Annotated in this window: 26 protein-coding genes; 11 read left to right on the top strand and 15 right to left on the bottom strand. The window is 64.1% G+C overall.

Going from position 1 to position 24,376, the window contains the following annotated elements; genetic code table 11:
• Nucleotides 1-69 precede the first annotated feature (69 nt).
• A complete protein-coding gene (gene rimO / locus NLM31_RS23055) occupies nucleotides 70-1,395 on the bottom strand; it encodes a 30S ribosomal protein S12 methylthiotransferase RimO (protein ID WP_254193766.1) in 1,326 nt (441 codons plus the stop codon).
• Nucleotides 1,396-1,507: 112 nt separating this feature from the next.
• On the opposite strand from rimO, the gene NLM31_RS23050 reads away from it, so the two are divergent.
• From NLM31_RS23050 to NLM31_RS23025, 6 genes are all read left to right on the top strand, one after another.
• Nucleotides 1,508-2,098, top strand: coding sequence for an ANTAR domain-containing response regulator (locus NLM31_RS23050; protein ID WP_148772657.1), 591 nt, complete (start codon nucleotides 1,508-1,510; stop codon nucleotides 2,096-2,098).
• Nucleotides 2,095-3,258 carry a CmpA/NrtA family ABC transporter substrate-binding protein gene (locus tag NLM31_RS23045; protein ID WP_254193765.1) on the top strand — a complete coding sequence of 388 codons (1,164 nt, stop codon included), beginning with the start codon at nucleotides 2,095-2,097 and terminating at the stop codon, nucleotides 3,256-3,258. Before NLM31_RS23050 ends, NLM31_RS23045 begins: the two co-directional genes overlap by 4 nt.
• A 350-nt stretch (nucleotides 3,259-3,608) precedes the next feature.
• A complete protein-coding gene (locus NLM31_RS23040; protein ID WP_254131531.1) occupies nucleotides 3,609-4,439 on the top strand; it encodes a formate/nitrite transporter family protein in 831 nt (276 codons plus the stop codon).
• Nucleotides 4,440-4,452: 13 nt separating this feature from the next.
• The gene (locus tag NLM31_RS23035) at nucleotides 4,453-6,249 is read left to right on the top strand and encodes a NirA family protein (RefSeq protein WP_254193764.1); all 1,797 of its coding nucleotides are present in this window, start codon (nucleotides 4,453-4,455) and stop codon (nucleotides 6,247-6,249) included.
• Nucleotides 6,246-7,859, top strand: a complete 1,614-nt coding sequence (locus NLM31_RS23030) for a sulfite reductase subunit alpha (protein WP_254193763.1) — start codon at nucleotides 6,246-6,248, stop codon at nucleotides 7,857-7,859. The genes NLM31_RS23035 and NLM31_RS23030 overlap by 4 nt, the downstream gene beginning before the upstream one ends.
• Nucleotides 7,860-8,165: 306 nt before the next feature.
• Nucleotides 8,166-8,318 (top strand): hypothetical protein, encoded by a 153-nt coding sequence (locus tag NLM31_RS23025; RefSeq protein ID WP_187434626.1) that lies wholly within the window; start codon nucleotides 8,166-8,168, stop codon nucleotides 8,316-8,318.
• 26 nt (nucleotides 8,319-8,344) lie between these two features.
• Here NLM31_RS23025 and NLM31_RS23020 read toward each other — a convergent pair whose 3' ends face one another.
• The 3 genes from NLM31_RS23020 to pxpB are packed head-to-tail and all read right to left on the bottom strand — an operon-like array spanning nucleotide 8,345 to nucleotide 10,909.
• Nucleotides 8,345-9,115 (bottom strand): LamB/YcsF family protein, encoded by a 771-nt coding sequence (locus NLM31_RS23020; protein WP_234685658.1) that lies wholly within the window; start codon nucleotides 9,113-9,115, stop codon nucleotides 8,345-8,347.
• 28 nt (nucleotides 9,116-9,143) lie between these two features.
• Nucleotides 9,144-10,181 carry a biotin-dependent carboxyltransferase family protein gene (locus tag NLM31_RS23015; protein ID WP_254193762.1) on the bottom strand — a complete coding sequence of 346 codons (1,038 nt, stop codon included), beginning with the start codon at nucleotides 10,179-10,181 and terminating at the stop codon, nucleotides 9,144-9,146.
• Complete coding sequence (gene pxpB / locus NLM31_RS23010; protein ID WP_254131526.1) at nucleotides 10,178-10,909, bottom strand: 5-oxoprolinase subunit PxpB; 732 nt, start codon at nucleotides 10,907-10,909, stop codon at nucleotides 10,178-10,180. Before pxpB ends, NLM31_RS23015 begins: the two co-directional genes overlap by 4 nt.
• A 247-nt stretch (nucleotides 10,910-11,156) precedes the next feature.
• Between pxpB and NLM31_RS23005 the strand changes: the two genes are divergently transcribed.
• Nucleotides 11,157-11,855, top strand: a complete 699-nt coding sequence (locus tag NLM31_RS23005; protein ID WP_027536148.1) for a ribonuclease activity regulator RraA — start codon at nucleotides 11,157-11,159, stop codon at nucleotides 11,853-11,855.
• 18 nt (nucleotides 11,856-11,873) lie between these two features.
• The gene (locus NLM31_RS23000; RefSeq protein ID WP_254131525.1) at nucleotides 11,874-12,278 is read left to right on the top strand and encodes a cupin domain-containing protein; all 405 of its coding nucleotides are present in this window, start codon (nucleotides 11,874-11,876) and stop codon (nucleotides 12,276-12,278) included.
• 62 nt (nucleotides 12,279-12,340) lie between these two features.
• Here NLM31_RS23000 and NLM31_RS22995 read toward each other — a convergent pair whose 3' ends face one another.
• The 3 genes from NLM31_RS22995 to NLM31_RS22985 form a co-directional block, all read right to left on the bottom strand.
• Nucleotides 12,341-12,697 carry a hypothetical protein gene (locus tag NLM31_RS22995; RefSeq protein ID WP_254131524.1) on the bottom strand — a complete coding sequence of 119 codons (357 nt, stop codon included), beginning with the start codon at nucleotides 12,695-12,697 and terminating at the stop codon, nucleotides 12,341-12,343.
• A 181-nt stretch (nucleotides 12,698-12,878) separates the two neighbouring features.
• Nucleotides 12,879-13,796, bottom strand: coding sequence for a DUF2147 domain-containing protein (locus NLM31_RS22990; RefSeq protein ID WP_254193761.1), 918 nt, complete (start codon nucleotides 13,794-13,796; stop codon nucleotides 12,879-12,881).
• 263 nt (nucleotides 13,797-14,059) lie between these two features.
• Nucleotides 14,060-14,854 (bottom strand): transporter substrate-binding domain-containing protein, encoded by a 795-nt coding sequence (locus NLM31_RS22985; protein WP_254193760.1) that lies wholly within the window; start codon nucleotides 14,852-14,854, stop codon nucleotides 14,060-14,062.
• Between the two features lie 129 nt (nucleotides 14,855-14,983).
• On the opposite strand from NLM31_RS22985, the gene NLM31_RS22980 reads away from it, so the two are divergent.
• On the top strand, nucleotides 14,984-15,481 hold the full coding sequence (locus NLM31_RS22980; RefSeq protein WP_254196248.1) for a DUF1993 family protein: 498 nt from the start codon (nucleotides 14,984-14,986) through the stop codon (nucleotides 15,479-15,481).
• Between the two features lie 175 nt (nucleotides 15,482-15,656).
• On the opposite strand, the gene NLM31_RS22975 is transcribed toward NLM31_RS22980, so the two are convergent.
• The 6 genes from NLM31_RS22975 to NLM31_RS22950 form a co-directional block, all read right to left on the bottom strand.
• Nucleotides 15,657-16,160, bottom strand: coding sequence for a hypothetical protein (locus tag NLM31_RS22975; RefSeq protein WP_254193759.1), 504 nt, complete (start codon nucleotides 16,158-16,160; stop codon nucleotides 15,657-15,659).
• A gap of 259 nt (nucleotides 16,161-16,419) precedes the next feature.
• Nucleotides 16,420-17,409: a hydroxyacid dehydrogenase gene (locus NLM31_RS22970; protein WP_254193758.1), complete on the bottom strand. Its 990-nt coding sequence runs from the start codon at nucleotides 17,407-17,409 to the stop codon at nucleotides 16,420-16,422.
• Between the two features lie 33 nt (nucleotides 17,410-17,442).
• The gene (locus NLM31_RS22965) at nucleotides 17,443-18,543 is read right to left on the bottom strand and encodes an ABC transporter ATP-binding protein (protein ID WP_254193757.1); all 1,101 of its coding nucleotides are present in this window, start codon (nucleotides 18,541-18,543) and stop codon (nucleotides 17,443-17,445) included.
• A 20-nt stretch (nucleotides 18,544-18,563) separates the two neighbouring features.
• Entirely contained in the window at nucleotides 18,564-19,475 is a 912-nt protein-coding gene (locus NLM31_RS22960) for a carbohydrate ABC transporter permease (RefSeq protein WP_254131518.1), read from the bottom strand.
• The gene (locus NLM31_RS22955; protein WP_254131517.1) at nucleotides 19,475-20,413 is read right to left on the bottom strand and encodes a carbohydrate ABC transporter permease; all 939 of its coding nucleotides are present in this window, start codon (nucleotides 20,411-20,413) and stop codon (nucleotides 19,475-19,477) included. Before NLM31_RS22955 ends, NLM31_RS22960 begins: the two co-directional genes overlap by 1 nt.
• A 130-nt stretch (nucleotides 20,414-20,543) precedes the next feature.
• A complete protein-coding gene (locus NLM31_RS22950) occupies nucleotides 20,544-21,887 on the bottom strand; it encodes an ABC transporter substrate-binding protein (RefSeq protein ID WP_254131516.1) in 1,344 nt (447 codons plus the stop codon).
• A gap of 474 nt (nucleotides 21,888-22,361) precedes the next feature.
• Between NLM31_RS22950 and NLM31_RS22945 the strand changes: the two genes are divergently transcribed.
• Both NLM31_RS22945 and NLM31_RS22940 read left to right on the top strand, forming a co-directional pair.
• The gene (locus NLM31_RS22945; protein WP_254196247.1) at nucleotides 22,362-23,195 is read left to right on the top strand and encodes a Spy/CpxP family protein refolding chaperone; all 834 of its coding nucleotides are present in this window, start codon (nucleotides 22,362-22,364) and stop codon (nucleotides 23,193-23,195) included.
• Between the two features lie 111 nt (nucleotides 23,196-23,306).
• Nucleotides 23,307-23,684: a response regulator gene (locus NLM31_RS22940; protein ID WP_254131515.1), complete on the top strand. Its 378-nt coding sequence runs from the start codon at nucleotides 23,307-23,309 to the stop codon at nucleotides 23,682-23,684.
• 141 nt (nucleotides 23,685-23,825) lie between these two features.
• Here the strand turns inward: NLM31_RS22940 and NLM31_RS22935 are convergent, their stop codons facing one another.
• Together NLM31_RS22935 and NLM31_RS22930 are read right to left on the bottom strand one after the other, a co-directional pair.
• A complete protein-coding gene (locus tag NLM31_RS22935) occupies nucleotides 23,826-23,981 on the bottom strand; it encodes a hypothetical protein (protein ID WP_254131514.1) in 156 nt (51 codons plus the stop codon).
• A gap of 143 nt (nucleotides 23,982-24,124) precedes the next feature.
• Nucleotides 24,125-24,328 (bottom strand): hypothetical protein, encoded by a 204-nt coding sequence (locus tag NLM31_RS22930; protein ID WP_128966278.1) that lies wholly within the window; start codon nucleotides 24,326-24,328, stop codon nucleotides 24,125-24,127.
• Between the last annotated feature and the right edge of the window lie 48 nt (nucleotides 24,329-24,376).

Here is a 24,376-nt window from a genome sequence, read left to right as displayed (position 1 = left end):
AAGCAATCCAGACTGTCTCCGCGGACGGATTCTGGATTGCTTCGCTACGCTCGCAATGACGCAGTAACCTCAGAACCCCGCGACGCTACCGTGCAGATCGTACTGATCCGCGCGCTCGATTTTCGCAGTGACGATCTCGCCGACGCGCAACGGGCGGCGGCTCGACAGATACACCGCGCCGTCGATCTCCGGTGCATCGGCCTTGGAGCGGCCCTTGGCCACCGTCGGGCCGACCTCGTCGATGATGATCTGCTGGCGTGTGCCGACTTTGCGCTTCAGCCTGCGCGCCGAGATCTTCTGCTGACGCGCCATCAGCGCGTTGTAGCGCTCCTGCTTGATCTCCTCCGGCACGGGATTTGCGATCGCGTTCGACGTCGCGCCCGCAACCGGCTCGTATTTGAAGCAGCCGAGGCGATCGATCTCGGCTTCATCGAGCCAGTCGAGCAGATAGGCGAAGTCGGCATCGGTCTCGCCGGGGAAGCCGACGATGAAGGTCGAGCGTAGCGCGAGATCGGGGCATTCCTCGCGCCAGCGCTTGATGCGCGCCAGCGTCTTGTCCTGGGCTGCCGGGCGCTTCATCGCCTTCAGCACGTCGGGGCTCGCATGCTGGAACGGAATGTCGAGATAGGGCAGCACCTTGCCCTCGTTCATCAGCGCGATGACCTCGTCGACATGCGGGTAGGGGTAGACGTATTGGAGGCGAACCCAGGCGCCGAGTTCGCCGAGCTCGCGGGCGAGGTCGAGGAATTTGGCGCGGACCTGGCGATCCTTCCACGGGCTCTCGGCATATTTGAGATCGACGCCATAGGCCGAGGTGTCCTGCGAGATCACCAGCAGCTCTTTCACGCCGGCGCCGACGAGACGCTCGGCCTCGCGCAGCACGTCATTGGCCGGATGCGAGACGAGATCGCCGCGCAGCTTCGGGATGATGCAGAAGGTGCAGCGGTTGTTGCAGCCCTCGGAAATCTTCAGATAGGCGTAGTGGCGCGGCGTCAGCTTGATGCCCTGCGGCGGCACCAGATCGAGATGCGGATTGTGCGCCGGCGGCAGCGCGCGGTGCACGGCGTCGAGCACGCTCTCATATTGCTGCGGACCGGTGATCGAGAGCACGCCGGGATAGGCCTCCTCGATCTGCTCGGGCTCGGCGCCCATGCAGCCCGTGACGATCACCTTGCCGTTCTCGGCCATGGCCTCGCCGATCGCCGAGAGCGATTCCTGCTTGGCGCTGTCGAGGAAGCCGCAGGTGTTGACGATGACGATGTCGGCACCATCATGCTTGCGGGCGAGCTCATAGCCCTCGGCGCGCAGGCGCGTGATGATGCGCTCGGAATCCACCAATGCCTTGGGACACCCGAGCGACACGAAGCTGACCTTGGGCGCAGCCGTCTGATCCATATCCAAATCTGCCTGATTGACGGGCTTGAGCTAGTCCCAATTGCTCATAATTACAACCCTTTGCATGGGCGTCTGGCATGCTATGGATGAATCGCCGGGTTGCGAGTGAGCTATGAGCGCCGAACAGTCGCCTAAAATCGTGATTGTCGACGAGAGCCCGATCCGGGCCGCGATCCTCGAAGAGGGGCTGCGGGAGGCCGGATTCACGCAGATCGTCCACATCCGCGAGATGCAGAGCCTGCTCGCCCGTATTTATGCGGTGGATCCCGACATCATCCTGATCGATCTCGAAAACCCCAGCCGCGACGTGCTGGAGGCGATGTTCCAGGTCAGCCGCGCCGTGCGGCGGCCGATCGCGATGTTCGTCGATCAGAGCGATTCATCCTCGATCCAGGCCTCCGTGGAGGCAGGGGTATCCGCCTACATCGTCGACGGGTTGAAGAAGGAGCGCATCAAGCCGATCCTCGACCTCTGTGTGTCGCGCTTCAACGCTTTCGCCAAGCTTCAGGAGGAGCTGGAACGCACCAAGTCGCAGCTCGAGGACCGCAAGATCATCGAGAAGGCCAAGGGCATCCTGATGAAGGTCAAGGGCCTCACCGAGGACGAGGCCTACGTGCTGCTGCGATCCACCGCGATGCGCGAGAAGAAGAAAATCGGCGAGATCGCGCAATCGATCATCACCGCGTCGGAGATGCTGAAATGACCGCACCCCTCCGCATCGGGTTCATCCCGCTGGTCGATGCCGCCGCCCTGATCGTCGCCGTCGACAAGGGCTTCACCGCGGCCGAAGGGCTCGAGGTCGAGCTGGTGCGCGAGGTGTCCTGGTCCAACGTGCGCGACAAGCTGAACATCGGCCTGTTCGACGCCGCGCATCTGCTCGCCCCCGTGGCGATCGCGTCGTCGCTCGGGCTCGGTCACGTCAAGGTGCCGATCGCCGCGCCCTTCAATCTCGGCATCAACGGCAATGCGATTACGGTGTCGCCCGCGCTTCACGCCGCGCTGATGGAGGAGATCGACGGCGACCGCTTCGATCCGCTCGCGACCGCAAAGGCGCTGGCGAAGGTGGTGGCCAAGCGGCGCAAGGCGGGTGCCGATCCGCTGACCTTCGGCATGACCTTTCCGTTCTCGACCCACAATTATCAATTGAGGTTCTGGATGGCGGCGGCCGGCGTCGATCCCGACGAGGACGTGCGCCTGGTGGTGCTGCCGCCGCCCTATATGGTCGACAGCCTCGCCAACGGCCATGTCGACGCCTTCTGCGTCGGCGCGCCCTGGAATTCGGTCGCGGTCGATCTCGGCATCGGCCACATCCTGCATTTCGTCTCCGATATTCTGGAGCGGGCTGCAGAGAAGGTGCTGGCGGTGCGCCAGGTCTGGGCCGACAAGCATCCGGACGTGGTTGCATCGCTGGTTCGCGCCGCGGTGAAGGCGGCCGCGTTCATCGAGCAGCCGGCAAATCTGGCTGAGGCAGCACAACTCCTCGCGCAGCCCGAGCGGATTGGTGTCGACGCCGAAGTGATCCAGCGCTCGCTCACCGGGCGCCTGAAGATCGCGCCCGAGGGCGCGGTGCGCGAGAGCGGCCGTTATCTTTTGGTCGGACGCGAAGGGGCAGGGCGCCCGGATCCGGTCCAGGCCGCCTGGCTTTACGCGCAAATGGTCCGGTGGGGACAGACGGCGCTGAGCCCCGAAGCGCTCAGGACGGCGATGGCCGTGTTCCGGCCGGACCTCTATGACGCCGCCCTTGGGCGGGCCGGGGATGGTCAGGCCAGCACGCCGTTCGGTGCCTTCGCCGGACCGGCCTTCGACCCCACCGACGTGGGTGGCTATCTCGCCTCTTTCGAGGTCGGACGGCGGGCGCTTTAGTCTCTGCCTAAAAAGTAATCATTCTGATTCGAAGCTTATTCTTTGGGCCATTGCTGCCCGAAGCAGCATGAATTGCGATCCACTTCATGCACTGCACACAATCCTAAATCACTGATTTTACGTGTCTTTGCAGTTCATGCTGCGTTGGCACACGTCTTGAATAGGAGGTCTTGAGCCGCCCGGCGTGGGCGCCGGCGGTTCCAGGTCCATGGTGGATTTCCGCAGCAACGAAGCTGATCGGATCGCTTCGGGTTCCGGCTGGGCGCTGATGCGCCTCCAACCGGCTCCCAGCGATCAACGTCCGTTCAACCCGTTGACGCCGCCTGCGCGCGGCAAGCTGGAGCTTCGATATGGATTACGCGAAACCCTCTGACGTTGTGGCCTCGATGGTCGATGCCAGCCTGAAGAAGCTGGCGCTCGCCCCGCGCGACATCATGATCCGCGGCGCGATCTCCGGCGCGCTGCTCGGCGCCGCCACCACGCTCGCCTTCAGCGGCGCTCTCACCACCGGCCAGCCCCTTGTCGGCGCGCTGATCTTCCCGGTCAGCCTCGTGATGATCGTGCTGCTCGGTCTCGAACTCGTCACCGGCAGCTTCGCCATCGTTCCGCTGGCCCGCCTCGAAGGCAAGGCGAGCTGGAATGCGGTGATCGCCAACTGGTCCTGGGTGTTCGTCGCCAATCTGCTGGGCAGCCTCGCCTTCGGCGCGCTGATCGCGATTGCGCTCACCAACATGGGCAAGGTCGAGGTCGCCGGCGTCGCCGCCCGCATCGTTGCAGTGGCCGAAGCCAAGACCATCGGCAATGCCGCAATCGGCACCGCGGGCATGGTCTCGGTCTTCGTCAAGGCGATCCTTTGCAACTGGCTGGTCTGTCTCGGCGTCGTCATGGCGATGACCTCGACCTCGACGGTCGGCAAGATCGCGGCGACCTGGCTGCCGATCTTCCTGTTCTTCGCGCTCGGCTTCGAGCACGCCGTCGTCAACATGTTCGTCATCCCGACCGGCATGCTGCTCGGCGCCAAGGTCTCGCTCAGCGACTGGTGGCTGTGGAATCAGATCCCGGTGACGCTCGGCAATCTCGTCGGCGGCTTCGTCTTCACCGGTCTCGCGCTTTACGCGACGTACAAGCCCGCCAAGCCCACGGCCGATGTCGCGCAGGTCGCGGTCCAGGCAGCAGAGTAGGTCCATTCAGCCCATGAAACTCGATACAGCACCCACGGCCGATTTCTCCGACGAGCAGAAGCGCTATCTCGAAGGCTTCATGTCCGGCATGCAGGTCGGACGTGTCGGGCGCGCCTTCGCAGCCGGCGGCGCGCCTGCGGCCAACGCTCCGTCTGAACCGACGGGGCCGGACGCAGCAGGGATCAAGGCGCAGGACAAGCTCACGGCGGCGGGCAAGAAGCTCGCCGACCAGGAGAAGTTCAAGCGTGAGATGCATCCGTTCGATGCGTATGATCGGTTGAAGGACCAGGCGCGCAACAACGCCAACCCGACGCCGGCGGACAATTTCCGCTGGCGCTATTACGGCATCTTCTGGGTGGCACCGGCGCAGACCTCCTACATGGCCCGCTTGCGCATTCCCAACGGCATCCTGAAGCACTGGCAGATGTCGGGCCTCGCCGACATCGCCGAAAGCTGCGGCGGCGGCTACACCCACGTCACCACCCGCGCCAACTTCCAGATCCGCGAGATCGAACCGAAGAACGCGGTGGCGCTGATCGAGGGCGTGCAGGATATCGGCCTGTGCTCGCGCGGCGCCGGCGCCGACAACATCCGCAACGTCACGGGCACGCCGACGGCCGGCATCGACCCGCAGGAGCTGCTGGACACGCGCCCCTATGCGCGCGAATGGCACTACCACATCCTCAACGACCGCTCGCTGTTCGGCCTGCCGCGCAAGTTCAACGTTGCCTTCGACGGCGCCGGCAAGATCGCCGCGCTGGAGGAGACCAACGACATCGCCTTTACCGCGGTCGAGGTGAAGGAGGGCCACGGCATCGAGCCCGGTGTCTGGTTCAAGCTTGGCCTCGGCGGCATCACCGGCCACAAGGACTTTGCAAAATATTCCGGCATCGTCGTTCGCCCGGAAGACGCGACCGCCGTGGCCGATGCCATCGTGCGCGTCTTCATCGAGCATGGCGACCGCACCAACCGCAACAAGGCACGGCTGAAATACGTGCTGGACAATCTGGGGCACGACGGCTTCCTCAAGCTGGTCGAGGAACTGCTCAAGAAGCCGTTCACGCGCGTGCCGGCCGAGGCGCTTCTGCCGCGTCCCTTGTCCGACCGCATGGCCCATATCGGCGTGCACAAGCAGAAGCAGGCCGGGCTCAACTGGGTTGGCGTGGCGCTGCCGGTCGGCAAGCTCACGTGTGAGCAGATGCGCGGGCTGGCGAAGATTTCGCAGGATCTCGGTGACGGCGATATCCGCCTGACGGTCTGGCAGAACCTGCTGATCTCTGGCGTGCGCGATGAGAGCGTCGCGCTCGTCACCGCCGCGGTCGAGAAGCTTGGCCTCGCCACGCAGGTCTCGAACGTTCGCGCCGGCCTGATCGCCTGCACCGGCAATGCCGGCTGCAAGTTCGCGGCCTCCGACACCAAGCGCCATGCCGCCGCGATCGGCGACTGGTGCGATGAGCGCATCAATCTCGACACGCCGCTCAACATCCATCTGACCGGTTGCCATCACTCCTGCGCGCAGCACTACATCTCCGACATCGGCCTGATCGCGGCCAAGGTGCCGGGTGCGACGGAGGACGACCAGGTCGAGGGCTATCACCTCTTCACCGGCGGCGGCTTCGGTCCCGATGCCGATATCGGGCAGGAGGTGTTTCACGATGTGAAGGCCGAAGATGTGCCGAAGACCGTCGAGGGGCTCTTGAAGGCCTATCTCGCCAATCGCACCTCGCCCGAAGAGACGTTCCTGACCTTCTCCCGTCGCCATGACGGTGAAGCCCTGCGCAAACTCGCCGAAGCGGAAGTAGCAGCATGACCCAGATGTCCGTGCCTCCCAAGATCGAGATCATTCCGGCCAATGCACCGTTCAGCGAGGGCCAGCGGCTGTGGCTGAACGGATTTCTCGTCGGCATGCTCGGCCTTGACGGCTCGACGGCTCTGTCGCCGATCGACAACGTGGCTTTGCTGGCGCCGCAGGGCGACGGCGATGACGGTGAGGCTCCCTGGCACGATCCCGGGATGGCGATCGCCGACCGCATGAAGCTGGCGGAGGGACGTCCGCTCCGCCGCCGCATGATGGCGGCGATGGCGCAGCAGGATTGCGGCCAGTGCGGCTACAATTGCGCCGACTATTCGGACTCGATCGCCAACAAGAGCGAAGCGCGCCTCAACCTCTGTGCCCCCGGCGGCAAGGAGACGGCGCGGATGCTCAAGCAGCTCTTCGAGGAGGTCGACAAGGCGCCGGCCGCGAAGCCAGCGACGGGGGCGGCTGCGACCACCAGTGCACCGGCTGCGCCCGAGGTGAAGGCCGAGCTCGGCCGCGCCCGTGAAAATCCGGCCGACGCCACCTTCCTGTCGCGGCGCTTGCTCAACAAGGGAGCTTCCGAGAAGGAGACGTATCACGTCGAGTTCGATCTCTCCGAGAGCAAGCTCGATTACGTCGTCGGCGACTCCTTTGGCGTGTTCGCACGCAACGATCTCGGCCTCGTCGACCAGATCATCGCGCTGCTCGGGGCGTCCCACACCACCAAAGTCAACAACAAGACGCTGCGCGAAGCGCTGGTCGAGGACGTCTCACTGTCACCGGCGCCGGACAAGCTGTTCGAGCTGCTCTCCTTCATCACCGGCGGTGCGCAGCGCGAGAAGGCGCGGGCGCTGGCGCAGGGCGAGGATCCCGATGGCGATGCGGCGACGCTCGACGTGATGGCGGCGCTGCAGAAGTTTTCGGGCACGCGGCCGCATCCGGAAGCCTTCGTCGAAGCGCTGGAGCCGCTGCAGCCGCGGCTCTACTCGATCTCCTCGTCGCACAATGCGACGCCCGGAAAGCTGTCGCTGACGGTCGATTCCGTGCGCTACGTCATCGGCAAGCGCAAGCGCCTCGGCGTCGCCTCGACTTTCCTCGGCGAGCGCATCAACGAGGGCGACAAGCTCAAGGTCTATGTGCAGAAGGCGCACGGTTTCGGTCTGCCGGAGGATCCGAAGATTCCGGTCATCATGATCGGCCCCGGCACCGGCATTGCGCCGTTCCGCGCTTTCCTGCTCGATCGCAAGGCGACCGGCGCGCAGGGCAAGAACTGGTTGTTCTTCGGCCATCAGCGCAGCGATTGCGATTTCTTCTACCGCGACGAGCTCAACGCGATGAAGACCTCGGGCCTTCTGACGCGCCTGTCGCTCGCCTGGTCGCGTGACGGCGAGAAGAAGTTTTACGTGCAGGACCGTATGCGCGAGCTCGGCCGCGAAGTCTGGACGTGGCTCGCCGAGGGCGCCCATCTCTACATCTGCGGCGATGCCAAGCGCATGGCCAAGGACGTCGAGCGTGCGCTGGTCGACATCGTCGCCCAGTTCGGTGCGCGCTCGACCGACGAGGCCGTCAGTTTTGTCGCCGACCTCAAGAAGAAGGGCCGCTTCCAGGCTGACGTGTACTAAGCCTCGGTGGGAGTGTCATGAATCGCCGGCGCCGCGCAGGGCGCCGGCGGCCACGATCTACTGTGCATGGGGTTGTTTTCGCGATTCACGTTGGACGGGAGGGTGCGCTGTCATCTAGCTGTCATCCAGCGAGTTCCATCTGGCTTGGATCTTAACGAATAAGATTCTCGGAACCCGGGCCTGAAGAGAATTTGCACCTGGGATGGGCCATCTTCAGAGAAGGCTCATCGCTATTTCCATAGCCGTCTTGCCCGCCACCCCGGTCGATCCCTCATAATCCCGCAAATGGGGCGTTGGAGATCGACCATGCGCGAACTATCGGCGGAAGCCAGACTGCACTTCTACGCGCGCTCGCTCTCGCGTCGGACCGCGGCGAACGCCCATCATATCGGGCTCTACAGCGCCTTCGCCGTCATTGCCGCGATCGTGTTCGGCACGCTCTCGGTGCACCCGTTCTAACGAGATTGACCGGCACCTGATGTGCCTCACGCCCCGCGTTTGAACGGCGCGACCTCGATGCCGGCATCCTTCAACGCCTGACGCAAGGTGCGTGCGATCTCGACGGCGCCATGCGTGTCGCCGTGGATGCAGACCGTGTCCGTGCGCATCTTGATGACTTTGCCCGTGACCGACACCACCGCGCCGTCCTGCACCATGCGCACCACGCGATCGGCGATCGCCTTGGCATCGTGCAGCACCGCGCCGGGCTTCTTGCGCGAGACCAAATTGCCGTCGTCCTCATAGGCGCGATCGGCGAACACCTCGTGCACCATCGGCAGGTTCGCGTCCTCGCCGGCCTTCACCAGTTTCGAGTTGGCGAGCACGACGAAGATCAGGCTGGGGTCGACCGCCCTGATGCCTGCGGCGATCGCCTTCGCCGTCATGTCGTCCTCGCAGGCGACATTGGAGAGCGCGCCATGGGCTTTCACATGCGTCACCTTGTGGCCGGCCGCAGTGGCGATCGCCTGCAGCGCGCCGATCTGGTAGGCGACGAGGTTCTCGATCTCGGATGATTTCAGGCCCGCGATCGGATGCCGGCCAAAGCCGTGCAGGTCGCGATATCCGGGATGCGCGCCGACCGAGACGCCGCGCGCTTTCGCCAGCTCCACCGTCCGCCGCATGATGTCGGGGTCGCCGGCATGGAAGCCGCAGGCGACATTGACCGAGCTTGCGAGGTCGATCATGGCGGCGTCGTTGCCCATCTCCCACGCGCCAAAACCTTCGCCGAGGTCGCAATTGAGATCGATCGTCTTCATGGCTGCTCTCCGCCTTTGGTCTTGTCGTTTACGGCTCGGCCGTCACCTGCCAGGTCCCGGCATCCACCGCGCTCACCGCATAGCCCGCGACGTTGGCATCGCTCAGCGCCTCGATGTTGAGCTCGACCGTGTCGGACGAACGCAGGCGATCGGGCAGGGTGCGGATCAGCTGTTGGAATTTGCGCGCCTCGTCTTGCGCCTCGGCCATGGTGACGGCCTTGAAGCGGAACGCCGTGCCGGCAGAGGTCTGGGCCAGACGGCCGACATCGGCCGTGATCACGGTTGCGATCTTGGGATAGCCGCCGGAGGTGCCGCGATCCATCATCAGCGCGATCGGCGAACCATTGCCGGGCACCTGGATGCTGCCGTTGACGGTGCCGTCGGAGACGATGTTGTGGCCGTGCAGATGCTTGATCGCGGGGCCCTCGAGCCGGTAGCCCATGCGGTCGGAGGTCGCCGAGATCTTCCACTCGCTGTCGAGGAACAGCGCCTTGTTGGCGTCGTCGAACTCGTCATCCTGCGGCCCCAGCACGACGCGGATCGGGCCGCTCACCGCCTTCGGCAATTCGATCCGCAGTTCGGGTGCACCGCTCGCGGCATCGACCGCGAACTCGTCTCCGGCCTGGAGCGGGCGCGGGTAGGGGCTGCCGAGACCGGCGCGGGCATTCACCGCGAGGCTGCCGAACACCAGCTCGCCTGTGATGGCGCCTTCGATCGCCAGATACGTGAATGCGCCCCCGCGGGCGAAGCCCAGCGTCAGCGTCTCGCCGTCTTTCAGCGTGACGGACGTGTCCATCGCGACGGGTTTCCCGGCAACATCGGCGTTGCGCGGCGCGCCCGCGATGGCGACGCGCACGGCGCCGTCCTTGGCCGTGAACGTGGCACCGAATGGGCCGATCTCGACCGCAGCTGCGAACGGCTCGTTGCCGACCAGCGTGTTCGCCGCGGCCAGCGCCAGCCGGTCCATTGCGCCGCTGACCGTCAGGCCGTAGCGCTGCGCGCCGTAGCGCCCGCCGTCCTGGACGGAGCTTGCGGGACCGATGCTGGCGACGACGAGCCTGCTCATGCGTCCACCCGCTCGGCAATGATCTCGCCGGCTTCCGCAGCGCGGTCCTGCTCCTCGAACGTCTTGTGGTCGATCGCGAAAAACGTCACGCGATCACCGGGTTCGGTGAGGAAGGTCGGATTCCGGTGGAGCTGATAGGTTCTAACAGGCGTGCGGCCAAGCAGATGCCAGCCGCTCGGCGCGGCGAGGCACTGGATGCCGGCCTGGATTCCGCCGATCGAGATTGTGCCTGCAGGCGTGAACAGCCGCGGGCTCTGCCGTCGCGACATGTGCAGGGATTTGTCGAGGCCGCTGAGATAGGACCAGCCCGGCGTGAAGCCGATCATGGCGACGCGATAATCGCCGCCGGCGTGGCGGGCCACGATATCGTCGGGCGTGGTGTTCAGCGCTTTCGCGACGTCCTCGAGGTCGATGCCGTGCTCGCCGCCATAGGCGACGGGAATGCGCCAGCGCCGCGCTTTCGTCGTGGGCGGCAGCGGCTGGCTGGCGATCGCGAGCAGCTTTTCGCCGAGCGCGTCGAAGCCGATCCTGCCGGGGTCGTAATGCACCAGCAGCGAGCGGTAGGTCGGGATCGTCTCGGAGATGCCCTCGATGGGCGCGGCTGCAAGGGCCTTGTCGAGCGCCAGCACGCGCTCATTGGCGGCGTCGTCGATGGTGCGGCTGAACTCGACCGTGACGGCGCTGTCGCCACTGGGCAAAAGGCGGGGCGGGGGGAGCGTCGCGGCCATGAGATTTCGAAATCGGGCCTTTGGAAAAGCGCGGGCTCGGCCTTGAGTTCCGCGTCACCTTGCTTCGCGTAAATGCGCCCGCAAGTCCAATAAATTAATGCAAGGGGTGGCGATAAAGCCTTGTTATCGCGTCGCATAACAGCCCGGCTGGGCCGCGTTCTCGTCAGAGCTTTGGGCCTTGACGGCAAGCGCGCGGCTCGCAAGATGCGCGCGTTCTTTCCCGCCCATCCGGAGCTCGTCTGTTTCCATGTCGCTGTCCCCCGAAGCCCGCAAGACCCTCGCCGGCATCACCACTGCCACCATCACCACGGTCCTGCTGAAGAAGGGCCTGCGTAACGTGTGGATGCGCGGCGCGCGCCCGCTGCGCCCGGGCCTGCCGCGCCTGGTGGGCCCTGCCTTCACGCTGCGCTTCGTTCCGGCGCGCGAGGATCTGGCGACGCCGGAATCCTGGTCGTCGCCGATCTCGACCCGCACCGCGATCGAGGCGATGCCGGAAGGCTGCATCGCGGTGGTCGATGCCATGGGTATCACCGACGCCGGCATCTTCGGTGACATCCTCTGCGCCCGCATGATGAAGCGCGGCGTCACCGCGCTCGTCACCGACGGCGTGGTGCGTGACGTCGAGGGCGTGCTCGGCACCAACCTTCCTGTGTGGTGCGACGGTTATGCCGCGCCGCCGTCTGTCGCGGGCCTGACCTTCGTCGGCTGGGGCGAGCCGATCGGTTGCGGCGGTGTTGCCGTGTTCCCGAACGACATCGTGGTCGCCGACCAGGACGGCTGCGTGCTGATCCCGCAGGCGATGCTCGAGCACGTCCTCAATGAGGGCGTCGAGCAGGAGCGCATGGAAGCCTGGATCGTCAACGAGGTGAACAATGGCGCGGTGCTGCCGGGCCTCTATCCGATGAACGCCGAGACCAAGGCGCGCTACGCCGCCAGCAAGAAGTAACAGGAAACGAGGTATCCCATGGACATCACGCTCGCAGGCACGCGGCCGACCCGCCGCGCGCCCAAGGAAAACTTTACCGGCACCGTGCTGCAGGACCCCATCAACATGGCGCCGGCACCGGCGCGGCTGAACGTCTCGCGCGTCTCGTTCGAGCCGGGCGCCCGCACCAACTGGCATCATCATCCGCTTGGACAGACGCTCTACGTGATTTCGGGCGTCGGCCGCGTCCAGACCAAGGGCGGCGCGGTCAAGGAAATCCGTCCCGGCGACACCGTCTGGATCCCGCCGAATGAAGTGCACTGGCACGGCGCCTCGCCGGGCAACAGCATGTGCCACATCGCCATGCAGGAAGCGCTCGACGGCGTTTTCTCGACCTGGCTCGAGCCGGTGACGGACGCCGAATACGGCGCGCCGCTCGGCTAGCACTATTTGCAGACAAGACGCATCGCCCTCGGGGCGATGCGTCACCCATCCTCGGCTTGGACCTACATCCGCTCGGCCGTCCACGTGCCCGAGCACAGGGCGCCGCGCCAGGTGCCGGAGCCTGAGGTGCCGCTGAGCCGGCCGTAGCCGACGGCGTGCTTGATGCCCGTGCTGAGGCTGACGTTGATGGCACCGGCATCCGCGACGCGGCCCGACGCTGTCACCGCAGCGCTGCTCGAGGCGATCTGACCGTTGCTGATGCCGATCGCGACAGTCGCGCCATTGCCGCAGGTCTCGCTCGATGACGAGATGCGGACGTTCCATGTGCCGTCGAAAGTCGAGCCCGCGGCATCCGCCTGCGTGAGCGGAAAGGCGATGGCGATAATGGTGGCGAAGAGTCCTTTGCGAAATCCGTTCATGACGCGCCCCTTGGGGTTGACCATGCGGGGATCGTGTCACGGGCGCGGAACCGGCGATGTGAGGGCTGTCACGCGCGAAGGGTTCTCTGTGAGATGACGCACATCGCAACGACTGTGCCGGCAAAAGCAAAGGGCCCGGATCACGGGCCCTTTGTCTCTCCAAAAAATGGTGGGTGCGGATCTAGTTCACGCGCGTCCAGGTCTGGCCGCCGCAGAACATGCCGCCGAAGGCGCAGCCTTGCACGCGCAGGCGGTCGCCTGCCTTCAGCGAGATCGTCGAGTCGTAGGTCGAGCCGGTGTTGGGATCGAGGATGCGGCCGGACCATTTCTGGTCCTTGCCTGGCTTCATGTTGATCAGCACCTGTTCGCCGTTCTGGTTCGATTTGCTGTCGACCGAATAGCCGCAGAGGTTATTGCCGCACTGCTCGATGCGGACCTTGCCTTCCTTCTCCTCGGTGAGCCAGACGCCGAGAGGTGAATTGAGATCGCGCGCGGGCGCTGCCGCCGGAACCGGCGGTGCGACGGCGGCGGATTGAACGGGCGCGGGGGCAGGCGCCGGTGCCGGAGCAACTGGCGCGGGCGGCGCCGGAGGCGCGGCTGCGACAGCGGGGGCCGGCGGCGGAGGCGGTGCGGGCGGCGGAGGTGCCGGCGGTACCGCGGCCACCGTCGGGGCGGCACTTGGAGCCGGTTGAGGCGGCGGCACCATCGCATCTTCAGCCGGCGCATTGTTGGCGGTGGTGGCCGGAGAAGCTGGCGGGGCGGTGCGCGCTGCTGCGGCAGGCGCCGGCGTCTGGGCAGGAGCCTGTTCGGCCGCCGGGGGCGCAGCGACAGGAGCAGGAGCTGGCGCCGGCGGGGGAGCGGCCGGCGTTTGCGGATCAACCTTGGCCTGCTGCGGGGCCTGCTGGTCCGGCTTGGTGTCGTTCTTCTTGGCCTTCTTGGCCTTGCCCTGGCCAGTGTTGTCGTAGACGCCGGGAATCTGCACCGTGCCGCGATCCGGATCGATGCGGATGGTGCGTCCGCCATATTCGAAGGTGTACTGCGCTTGCGCAGCGGTGCTCGCCAGCAAAAGGAATGCGGCCGTGGCCAACAACTTCCTCATTTCCATCTCCCGAACAGGTGGTCGTCCCCACACCGACGCTTACGCCCCGGTTCGATCGCAAAAAGTGATCTAGATCACTGTCACGGTATGAGTCGTCCTCCAGCGGTTCCGGGTTCAATAGCCCTGGAGCCGGTCCAAAGTTTGGCGAGGGGCCAGCGACAGGAGGCCGCGGGTTAAAGTCCCGTCCGGAACGGGACTTTAGATTTTAGTTTTGACGCGTTTCCTTTGCGCGAACCGGTACCCACTTCGCTGGAAAACGAGCTCTAATCGAACCAGGCGGCGTAGATCTTCTTGTAGCTGCCGTCCTCCATGGAGATGTGCAGCCACTGGTCGACGAAGGCCTTCAGCGCCATGTCGCGCTGGAGCCAGTAGGCCTTCTCCGAGAAGTCGAACGGCTTGTCCGGATGCACCGCGCAGAGCACGCCGGAATGCTGCTTCTGCTGATAGCGGGTCTCGGAGGCATCCGTCATCATCAGGTCGGCGTTGCCCTTGGCGATCTCGTCGAAGATCGCGGTATTGTCGGGGAAGACGGTGATGTCGGCGTCCTTGACGTTGGCGCGCGCGAAACGCTCGTTGGTCCCGCCGGGATTGACGATGACGCGGGTGCCCTTCTTGTCGATATCGGCGATGCTCTGATACTTGCCGACGTCGGCGCAGCGCGCGATCGGGGTCTTGCCCTCGCGCATGATCGGCATGGTGAAGTAGCCCTTTTTCTGGCGGTCAAGCGTGACCGAGACGCCGCCCATCGCGATGTCGAACTGGTCGGCCTCGAAATCCTTCATCAGCTTGGGCCAGGCGGTGGCGACGTACTCGACCTTGACGCCGAGCGCCTTGCCCAGCGCCTCCGCCATGTCGACGTCAAATCCGCTGAATTGCTGCGTGGCCTTGTCCAGATAGGTGAAAGGCTTGTAGTCGCCGGTCATGCCGACGCGCAACGTGCCGCGCTTGATGATCTCGTCGAGGCGCGAAGGCGCCGGCTGCTGCGCCTGCGCCGAGAGGCTCGCCAGCAACATCGCGGCCAAAGCCGCCAGGATTCGGACGGTTATTCGAACGGTCATCTCTTTTCCACCCAAGTCTTTTCCACCCAAGCCCAAGCTGTCATTGTGCAGCTCTTGAACGTGGATTTAGACCAGATGCCAGTTTCTGGCGAGACGGAAATTGAAGGGAATCTTGAAGTGACGATCTCGATGTACGAGGCCTCGGTCGGCCTGTTCGTGCCTTACCTGCGCAACCTGTCGGTGCTGCTCGACAAGGGCGTTGCCTATGCCGAGACCCGCAAGTTCAATCCGGCGGTCCTGCTCGGGATGCGCATGGCGCCGAACATGTACGACCTGGCGCAGCAGATCGGTGAGGCCTGCCGCCATGCCACCATCGCGCCGGCCTTGCTGGCGCAGTGCGAACCGGTCGCGCTGCCGCCGCTGGAGCACGACATGGCCGGGCTGCAGGCGCGGATCGCCACCTCAATCGAATTCATTGAAAGTCTGCCGCGTGCCGAGATCGATGCGGCTGCGGATCTGAAGGTGTTCTTCAGGCTGAAGAACGGGACCGAGCTGCCCTTCACCGGGCGGACGCTGCTGCTCACCAACAGCGTCCCGCAATTCTTCTTTCACGTCACGACCGCGTACGACCTGTTGCGGCACGCGGGCGTCGAACTCGTGAAGAAGGACTTTTTGGGAAGGAAGTAGGCAGCAGGCTCGATGTGCACCTCTCCCCGACGGGGAGAGGTCGGATTGCGAAGCAATCCGGGTGAGGGGCCGCCACATCCAGTGAGACTGTAATCCTCACCCGGATCGCATCTCGCGATGCGCTCCGACCTCTCCCTGCGGGAGAGGTGTAGAGCCATCCGACTCGCAAACTGCTTTACGCTTCGCCCTTGCGCTCGTAGTCGGCGAGCGAGCTGCGGCCGGCGATCTCGCTGCGCAGCAGCTCGAAGCGCCGATGCGCCTCGCTCTCGTGTTCGTCGACGAAATGCACGGCGGCCTCGCTGGTCATGGGGCCGCTGACCACGGGGGCGGACTGCTCGCCGATGGTCTCGTGCACGTAGTACTGGTCGTCGTCGCCGCGATGGACGGTCCATTTCAGGCGGATGGCGACCATCGGCCCGGGACCGACCTTGCTGTAGCCATCAGCGTCGGTGTGGTCGGGCACCAGCGGCTGCTCCTCGACCATCGGATGCTCGTCGGAGGCTTGATGATCGTCGGAGGCGTGATGCTCGTCTGCGACCTCATGCTCGTCTGCGACCGCATACTCGTCGGCAGCCTCCGTTTCCGTCTCGGTGTCGCGGACGACGAGAACGGGCTCGGGGTGCTCGAAAATGCTGGCAATGGTCGCCAGCGCTTGGTCGGTCGGGTCGATCTCTGACAAGGGTCCATCCTCCAGCTCGACGCGGCCGGCATGTCTGTCCCACTGCCGCCGCGGCCGGATACATTACGCGGGCTTGATTAAGGCTGAGTTGGGGCCCGATCTGCACCAAAATGGGACGCATTCTGGCCATCCGAAGGCGGGCGGACGAAGCATGATCCGGAAAAGTGTGTAGCGGTTTTCCGAAAAGATCATGCTCAAACAACAACCTAAAGCGCGATGATAGTTCATCGCGCTTTAGTCGTCCGCCTTCGCATTTGCCTCAGCCCAGCACGTCCTGATTGATGATGTTCTGCCGGATCGGATCGCCGTCCAGCACACTCAGGATGTTGCGCGCGGTCTGCTCGCTCATGCGGCTCACGGCCTCGACGGTCACGCCCGCCACGTGCGGCGCCATGATGACGTTGGGCAGCGCGAACAGGGCATTGCTGACCGGCGGCGGTTCGACTTCGAACACGTCGATGCCGGCGCCGGCGAGCTTTCCTGAAGTCAGCGCATCGTACAGCGCGGCCTCCTTCACGATGCCGCCGCGCGCGGTGTTGATGAGATAGGATCTTGGCTTCATCCGGCCGATCCGCGCCGCATCGAACAGACCGACCGTCTCCGGCGTCTTCGGGCAGTGGATGGTGACGAAGTCGGCGTTGGGCAGCGCCGCGTCGAGGTCAGAGACCGGTTCGCAGCCGGCGGCCTTGATGTCGGCGGCGGGCTTATAGGGGTCGTAGACCTGCACTTTCATTTCCATCGCCTGGCAGCGCTTGGCGGTGCGGGTGCCGATGCGGCCGAAGCCGATGATCAGCACGGTCTTGCCGTAGAGGTCGAACGGCAGCATGCCGAGCCGGTTGGCCCACTGGCCATCCTTGACGCAGGCGTGCATTTCATTCGCGCGTTTTGCCAGCGTCAGCATCATGAACAGGGCCTGCTCGGCGACCGAGGGCGAGTTGGCGCTGCCCGCGACCATCAGCGGCACCTTGCGGCGGGAGAGGGCTGGTACGTCGACGGCGTCGTAACCGACGCCGATGCGGGTCACCACCTTCATGTCCTTGGACGCCTCGAGCTCGGTCTCGCCGAAGGCGGTGGCACCGAGCGCCACGCCGTGAACCGGCGCATGGCTCTTCAGCAGAGCTTCAAAGTCCTTCGCGGAGATCAGGTTTGGAAACTCGACGAGCTCGATATCGTCCCGCTGGGTGAGGAGGGCTCGTGCCCCCTGCGACAAAGTTTGTGTAACGAAAATCTTCTTCTTGTTGGTCGCCATCGCTCCCCGCCTGCTTGCGTTTCTTGGCCGGCGTCACAGCACGACCCCGGTCTCCTCGTTTAGCAGGTGCATGTTGTTGAGGTCCATCGCCAAACGCATGGGAGCCCCGTCCTTGGCGCCGGCATTGGGATTGACACGGCCGCAGACCGGCGTGCCGTCGAGCCCGAAATAAACCAGGGTCTCCATCCCCATCGGCTCGGTGACGTCGAGCACGGTGTCGAACGTCTCGACGCCGGGCTCCAGATGCGCGTGCGATTCCGTGAGGTGTTCAGGACGGATGCCGAGCAGCAGCCTGTCCGTGCGCGGCAGCGCGTTGTAGCGCGCGGCACGGGCCGGCGGCAGCGCAAAGGCGATACGGTCGGTCAGGCGGAGCTGCAGCGTGCCGCCGGCATCCTCCAGCCGGCACGGGATGAAATTCATTGCGGGCGAGCCGATGAAGCCCGCGACGAAGCGTGTCGCCGGCTTGTGGTAGAGCTCGTTCGGCGTGCCGATCTGCTCGATTCGCCCCTTGTTCATCACCACCACGCGGTCGGCCAGCGTCATCGCCTCGACCTGGTCGTGGGTGACGTAGACGGTGGTGGTGCGCACCTTCTGGTGCACCTTCTTGATCTCGATGCGCATCTGCACCCGCAGCTTGGCGTCGAGATTGGACAGCGGCTCGTCGAACAGGAAGACCTTTGGATTACGCACGATGGCGCGCCCCATGGCGACGCGCTGGCGCTGGCCGCCGGAGAGCTGTTTCGGCTTGCGGTCGATCAGATCGGTGATGTCCAGCAGGCGTGCGGCCTCCGTCACCCGCGCCTTGATCTCGGCCTTGGGGTAGTGCTTCAGCCGCAGCCCAAACGACATGTTTTCCGCGACCGTCATGTGCGGGTAGAGCGCGTAGTTCTGGAACACCATGGCGATGTCGCGATCCTTCGGTGGCACGTCGTTGACGACGTCGCCTCCGATCATGATGTCGCCGTCGCTGATGTCCTCGAGCCCCGCGATCATGCGCAGCGTGGTCGACTTGCCGCAGCCGGACGGCCCGACGAGGACGATGAACTCATGGTCGGCGATATCGAGGTCGATGCCGCGCACCGCTTCGACATCGTCGTAGCGCTTGACCACCTTCCGCAATGCAACGTCAGCCATGAAACCTCAACCTTTCGACATCAACCCTTTGTCGCGCCGGCGGTCAGGCCGGCAATGTAGTAGTCCATCAGGAAGGCGTAGATGATCAGCGGTGGCGCTGCGCCAAGCAGCGCGCCGGTCATGATCTGACCCCAGTTGAAGACGTCGCCCTTGATCAGCGTCGTGGTGATGCCGACCGGCAGCACGAGCTGGTCCACGGACGTGGTGAACACCAGGGGATAGAGGAACTGGGCCCAGGACACCGTGAAGGCGAAGATCGTCGCGGCGATCAGCCCGGGCAGCGCCACCGGAATGAAGATCCGCAGCAGGGTCTGCAGCCACGAGGCGCCATCGATGATCGCGGCCTCGTCGAGCTCCTTCGGGATCGAGGCGAAATAGCCGATCATGATCCAGGTGCAGAACGGCACGGTCAGCGTCGGATAGACGAATATCAGCACATACCAGCGGTTCAGCAGCGTGATGCCGGTGAAGTCCTGGATCACGGTGAGCATCTTGAACAGCGGAATGAACAGCAGGCTGTCGGGAATGAGATAGGTGAGGAAGACGCCGGTCGCGAGCGTCGCCGAGCCCCAGAACTTCATCCGCGCCAACGCGAACGCGGCGGGGATGCTGATCAGCATCGTTACGATCACGACCACGATCGAGATGATCGCCGAATTCCAGAAGAAGCGCAGGAACTGGTTCGAGGTCAGCAGCTCGACATAGTTCGACAGGGTCGGATGAAACACCCACCACGGATTGGTCGCCGCCGAGATCTCCGCGCTGCTCTTGAGCGAGGTGATCAGCATGTAGATCGGCGGCGTCAGGAAGAAGATCGCAAACAGCACGAGGAAGAAATAAGACCAGCGCAGTGCCCAGGCCCGGTCCCGGCTCATGCTGCCGTATTTGAGCTTGCGGGACGGTCCGGCCTTGTCGATCGTGAGTGTGCTCATCAGGCTTCGTTTCCGCGTTTGTTGACGTCGCGCAGGATGAAGACCGCCGCGATCGCGAGGATCGGCACCATGAACAGCGAGACGCAGGCGCCGAGCGGAATGTCGGTCGATTGGATACCGACCTGGAACGCCCAGGTGGCGAACAGATGGGTCGTATCCAGCGGGCCGCCCGCGGTCAGGATGCGCACGATGTCGAAATTGGCGAAGGTCACGATCAGCGAGAACAGCGTGGTGATGGCGATGATGTTGCGCATCATCGGCAATGTGATGTGCCAGATCTTCTGCCACCAATTGGCGCCGTCGATCGACGCCGCCTCGTAGAGCTGGTCGGGGACCGACTTCAGCGCCGCCAGGTACATGATCAGGAAGAACGGCGCGCCGTACCAGACGTTGACGAGGATCACGGAGAAGCGCGCCCAGAAGGTGTCACCGAGCCAGGGGATCGGGCCGACGCCGAAGAAGGAGAGCGTGTAGTTGAAGGCGCTGTAGGAGGGATCGAACAGCCAGAGCCAGGCCAGCGTGCTCATCGCCGGCGGGATCACCCAGGGCACCAGCAGCATGCCGCGCCATTTGCGTTGCTTCTTGCCCGGTATGTTGTGGACGAAATGCGCGACGATGAAGCCGATCAGCGCCTTGAAGATCACCGCGGTGACCGCGAAGATGCAGGACTGCTTGACCACCATCCAGAACGTTTCGCGCTTGAACAGGAAGGTGAAGTTGCCGAAGCCGACGAACTTCGTCATCGCCTTGTTCAGCGTCGCCAGGTAAACCGAGTAGAATGCGGGGTAGAGCACGAGCAGCAGGATCAGCAGGATCAGCGGCAGCGTCAGCAGGAATGCCACGGTCGATTTGCGCCCGAGCACATTGCGGAGACTGGCCCCCTTGCGCGGGCTCGCAGCGCGGGCGAGACGACCTTGCTGAACGACGACATCGGCCATGACACGAGCCTCTTCGTAAGACGTAGGGCGCCGAAGGCCAGCGCGGCGAGCGGCATCGACGGGCGGGTTTCGCGAGGCGGCCTCGGCGGCTCACGCCCGAAGGCGTGAACCACCGCGGCACACACCCGGCTCAGCTCCGCATGAAGCCCTCGCACTCGCCCTCGGCCCAGGCGAGCGCGTCTTCCATCTTCTCGCCTTTGGCATAACGCAGCGCCAACTTGGTCAGCGTCGCCTGATTGTAGATCTGCTCCGCGATCTTTGGTGGCGCCGGCGCGGCCGCAATCGACAATATCTGATGATTGTAGGGGTTCGGATAGTGATAAAGCGTGCCCTTCGGCGGCCCTTCCTCGGCCCAGGTCTTCAGCGTCGTCATGCTTGCGTATGCCGGCAGATCGTAGCCGCCGCTCACCTGAACGAACTTTTCGATCGACGACGGCTGGGACAGGTGGCTGAGCAGGCTCTTGGCCGCGTCCTTGTTCTTGGAGAATTTCCAGATGCTCCAGAAGAACGGCTGGAAAGGTGCAAAACGGCCCTTCGGTCCGGCCGGGAAGCCGTGCGTCCAGCATTGCTCCGCGACCTGTGGCGCGTCGCGCTTGGCGACCGCCCACGCGCTCGGCGGGTTCATGATCAGCGCGCCCTTGCCGGCAATCAGCCATTTGTTGTTCGAGGCGTCGTCCCAGGAGGGGGCGTCCGGCGGCAACACCGCGATCAGCTTCTTGTAGAATTCCAGCGCCTGCCGCACCTGGTCGGTCTTGACGGTGATGTCGCCCTTGGCGTTGACGAGCTCGGCACCGAACGACTGGAAGATCGCGCCCGCGGTGTCGATGTTGTCCGGGGTCGTGCCAAGGCCGATGCCGAAGGCGAAGCCGCCCTTCTGGCAGGCTTCGGCCGCCTTGAGGAACGTCTCCATCGTCCAGTTGTCGGCCTTGGGCGGTGAACCGGCCGGATACATTTCCTGGACATCGATGCCGGCGTATTTCTTCATCAGGTCGATACGCGAGCAGGGGCCCTTGATCTGACTGCCGGCGGTCGCCGGCACAGCGAGCCATTTGCCGCCGGCCTGGCCGAGATACTTGACCGTGCCGTTCACCTCGCCGTTCTGCTTGACGATCGGCTCCATGACGTCGTTGACCGGTTCAAGCAAGTCGTCATAGGCGTGCGGCTGCCAGCCGATTTGAGACGACAGGATATCGTGCCCGGACTTGGCCTGCGCCTCGGCGGCCATCGTCAAAAGCAGCTTGTTGCCTTGGCTGGTGATGTAGTCGATTGAAACCTCGACCTTCTCCTTCGCCGCCCATTCGTTGATCAAGTCGGTGGAGGCAGCGTTGGCGCCGGGTACCCAGTGGTCCCACAGGCCGATCGAGAGCTTGCCGGCGGCGTAAGCGCCTCGGACGTAGGGCGCTGCGATGAGCGCCGCGGAGGACATTGCAGTGGCTGCTACAAATTGACGTCGCGTCAGTCTATTGCGTGACATCTCGTTTCCTCGCCTTGGTGTGTTTTATCGTTCTGTCATTTCCTCTGAATTTCCCGAGTTTGTTTTGCGTTTGTTGGTTGGCGTTTCTTGTTCGCGCCGTCGTTTCCGGGCGGTCAATCGCGCCGGGATTGGTAGCGCCATCACATCATGATTGATTGCGTCTGTCGAGAAAGCCGGAAGCCTCGCGCTCTAGAACTAACGTTGCGTACGGAATGCCCGTCGCTTCTGTCGGCGATGAGCTGCGTCTGCTCTTATTGCGACGCACACTTCCGCGTGCGACGGCTCGAGACGATCCCGTGCGCAATTACGCCGCAGTTCCGAATGAGCCTGCATCACCGCTTCGCGCCACAGGGCCTTCAAACGGGGACAGCGATGGTCCGCGCCTAGACCTCGGCGTCGCGAAAACGGTAGAGTTGCAACCGGCAGGAGGCCTGCCGTTTCCTAGAAGGCAAGCAGATCGACATGAAGACCCAAATCATCCCCCCGGCGCCGCCTGTGCGGCTTGGCCTGCGGCATTGGCTCGCGCTCGGCTCCGTGCTGACTGTGCTGATCGGCGCGGCCGCGGTTGCGAATGCACAAGGTTTGGTCAAGGGCGTTCAGGACGGGGCCGCGGCCGGTAACAAGGCGGCAGGTCCCGTCGGTGGCGTTCTCGGCGGCGCTATCGGCGGCGTGGTCGGCGTCTTCACCGGCGTGCTCGGCGTCAACAACAACAGTGGCCAGGCGCCGGCTGCCAAGGACGCGAACAAGGACGCGAGCAAAGACGCGTCCAAGGATGCCGCCAAGGACTCCAAGCAGCCGGGCGGCGCCAAGGACAAGGACGCCAAGACCGCCAAAGGCGGCAAGGGTGCCAAGGCGACCAAGGAAGCCAAGAACGCGCCCTCGGACACCAAGGAGAATGACAATAAGGACAACAAGGACGTTACCGTTCTGACCCAGCCCGGCACGCCGCAGCTGACCGCCGACCAGATCGTCGCCAACAGCGATTCCTATATCGAGCGTATCAAGACCGAGCTCAATCTCACGCCCGATCAGGAGAAGCACTGGTTCGGCTTCTCCAGCGCAATGCACTATCTCGGGCACAATGGCGCGGAGCGGCTGAACCTGCGCATCGCGCGGGCCAAGCGCGATCCGCCGGACGACATCATCGAGCAAATGCGCAACGAGTCGCAATTCCTGATCGACCGCGCTGCCGACCAGCGCAATGTCGCCGATGCCGCCGAGCCGTTGTTCTCAAGCCTCGATGACAAGCAGAAGGAGGTGTTCATCCAGGAGATGGTTCGCCTCAGCCACGAGCGCGGCCTGGATTGATCGAGCTTGAATCGGATTGCATGTATTCGTGGAATTTGGAGGCCACGAATTCGTGAATCTTTCTTGCAAATCGGGTATGCTTAACTCCGCTTGATTGGCTGCGGGGTTGATATGGCGGACGGACTCTCCGTTTTCCTGGTTGAAGACGAGGCGTTGATCCGGATGATGATCGCCGACATGGTGGAGGAGCTTGGCCACCATGTCGTTGCGGAAGCGGACAACGTGCGCGATGCGAGCGCCTTTGCGATGACGGCGCAGTACGACTTCGCGATCCTCGATATCAACCTGATGGGCGTATACGTCGATCCCGTCGCCGATTTGATCGAGCGCCGCGGCAAGCCGTTCCTGTTCGCGACGGGCTATGGGCCTGAATTGCTGCCGTCCTTGCTTCGGCGCCGGCCGATCCTGCGCAAGCCGATTGCGATGGAGCAGCTCAAGATCATGATCGACTCGCTGTTTCCGGATGCGCCGGCCAAGGCTTCGCACTGATCCAAGGCACTGATCCAGGGCGCCGATCTCAGGCACTGATCCAGGGCGGCACGCTGACATTGTCATCGATCGAGACGTCGTCAAACGAAAATGGCCGCCCGACAGGGGCGGCCATCTGGCGACGGAAGGTCCGTCAGTGTCTCACATCAGGCCGGCGCTGAGGTCCACGCCGTTCGCCATCAGGCTGAACGAGGCGAGAAGTCCGAGGCCGCAGAAGATGATAATGGCTTTAAAAGAATAGTCGATCGACCGGGTCTGGACGGCAGCCGGCATTTCGGCGAGCGAAATCATGCTCATGTTCATTCCCCCTGTTTGATCCTGAATTGCATCAGGTGGGGGAACCGTAGCGCACAAAGTTTGATACAGGATTGCCAGAGATCCTTAATCGAATCGCAATTGATCGCAGACTCGTCGCTGCGCGGCAGCCGATCATGCAAGCGCTAGTTGCGGCCGGCCCTCAGCACCGTGGCGATCGTGTGGGCCGTCATCGCGGCGCGGTCCGAGGCGCGCTGGGCCGCCAACCTGTCCCGGGCCTTCTCCTCGATCAACAGCTCGATCAGCGCCATGCGCTTATCGTCATCGTCGGCCTCCGTCAGCAGCCGGTGATAACGGTGATAGTCGAAGCCCACATCCTGCTTGCGCATGCCACGCCCCCGTACCTACGCCACACACAGGCGCGAATTGTTTCCCAT

Origin of the sequence: Bradyrhizobium sp. CCGUVB4N (assembly GCF_024199945.1) — a bacterium.
Taxonomy (GTDB): domain Bacteria; phylum Pseudomonadota; class Alphaproteobacteria; order Rhizobiales; family Xanthobacteraceae; genus Bradyrhizobium.
The sequence above is the reverse complement of the archived record's forward strand: the minus strand, read 5'-3'. Positions and strand labels throughout refer to the sequence as shown.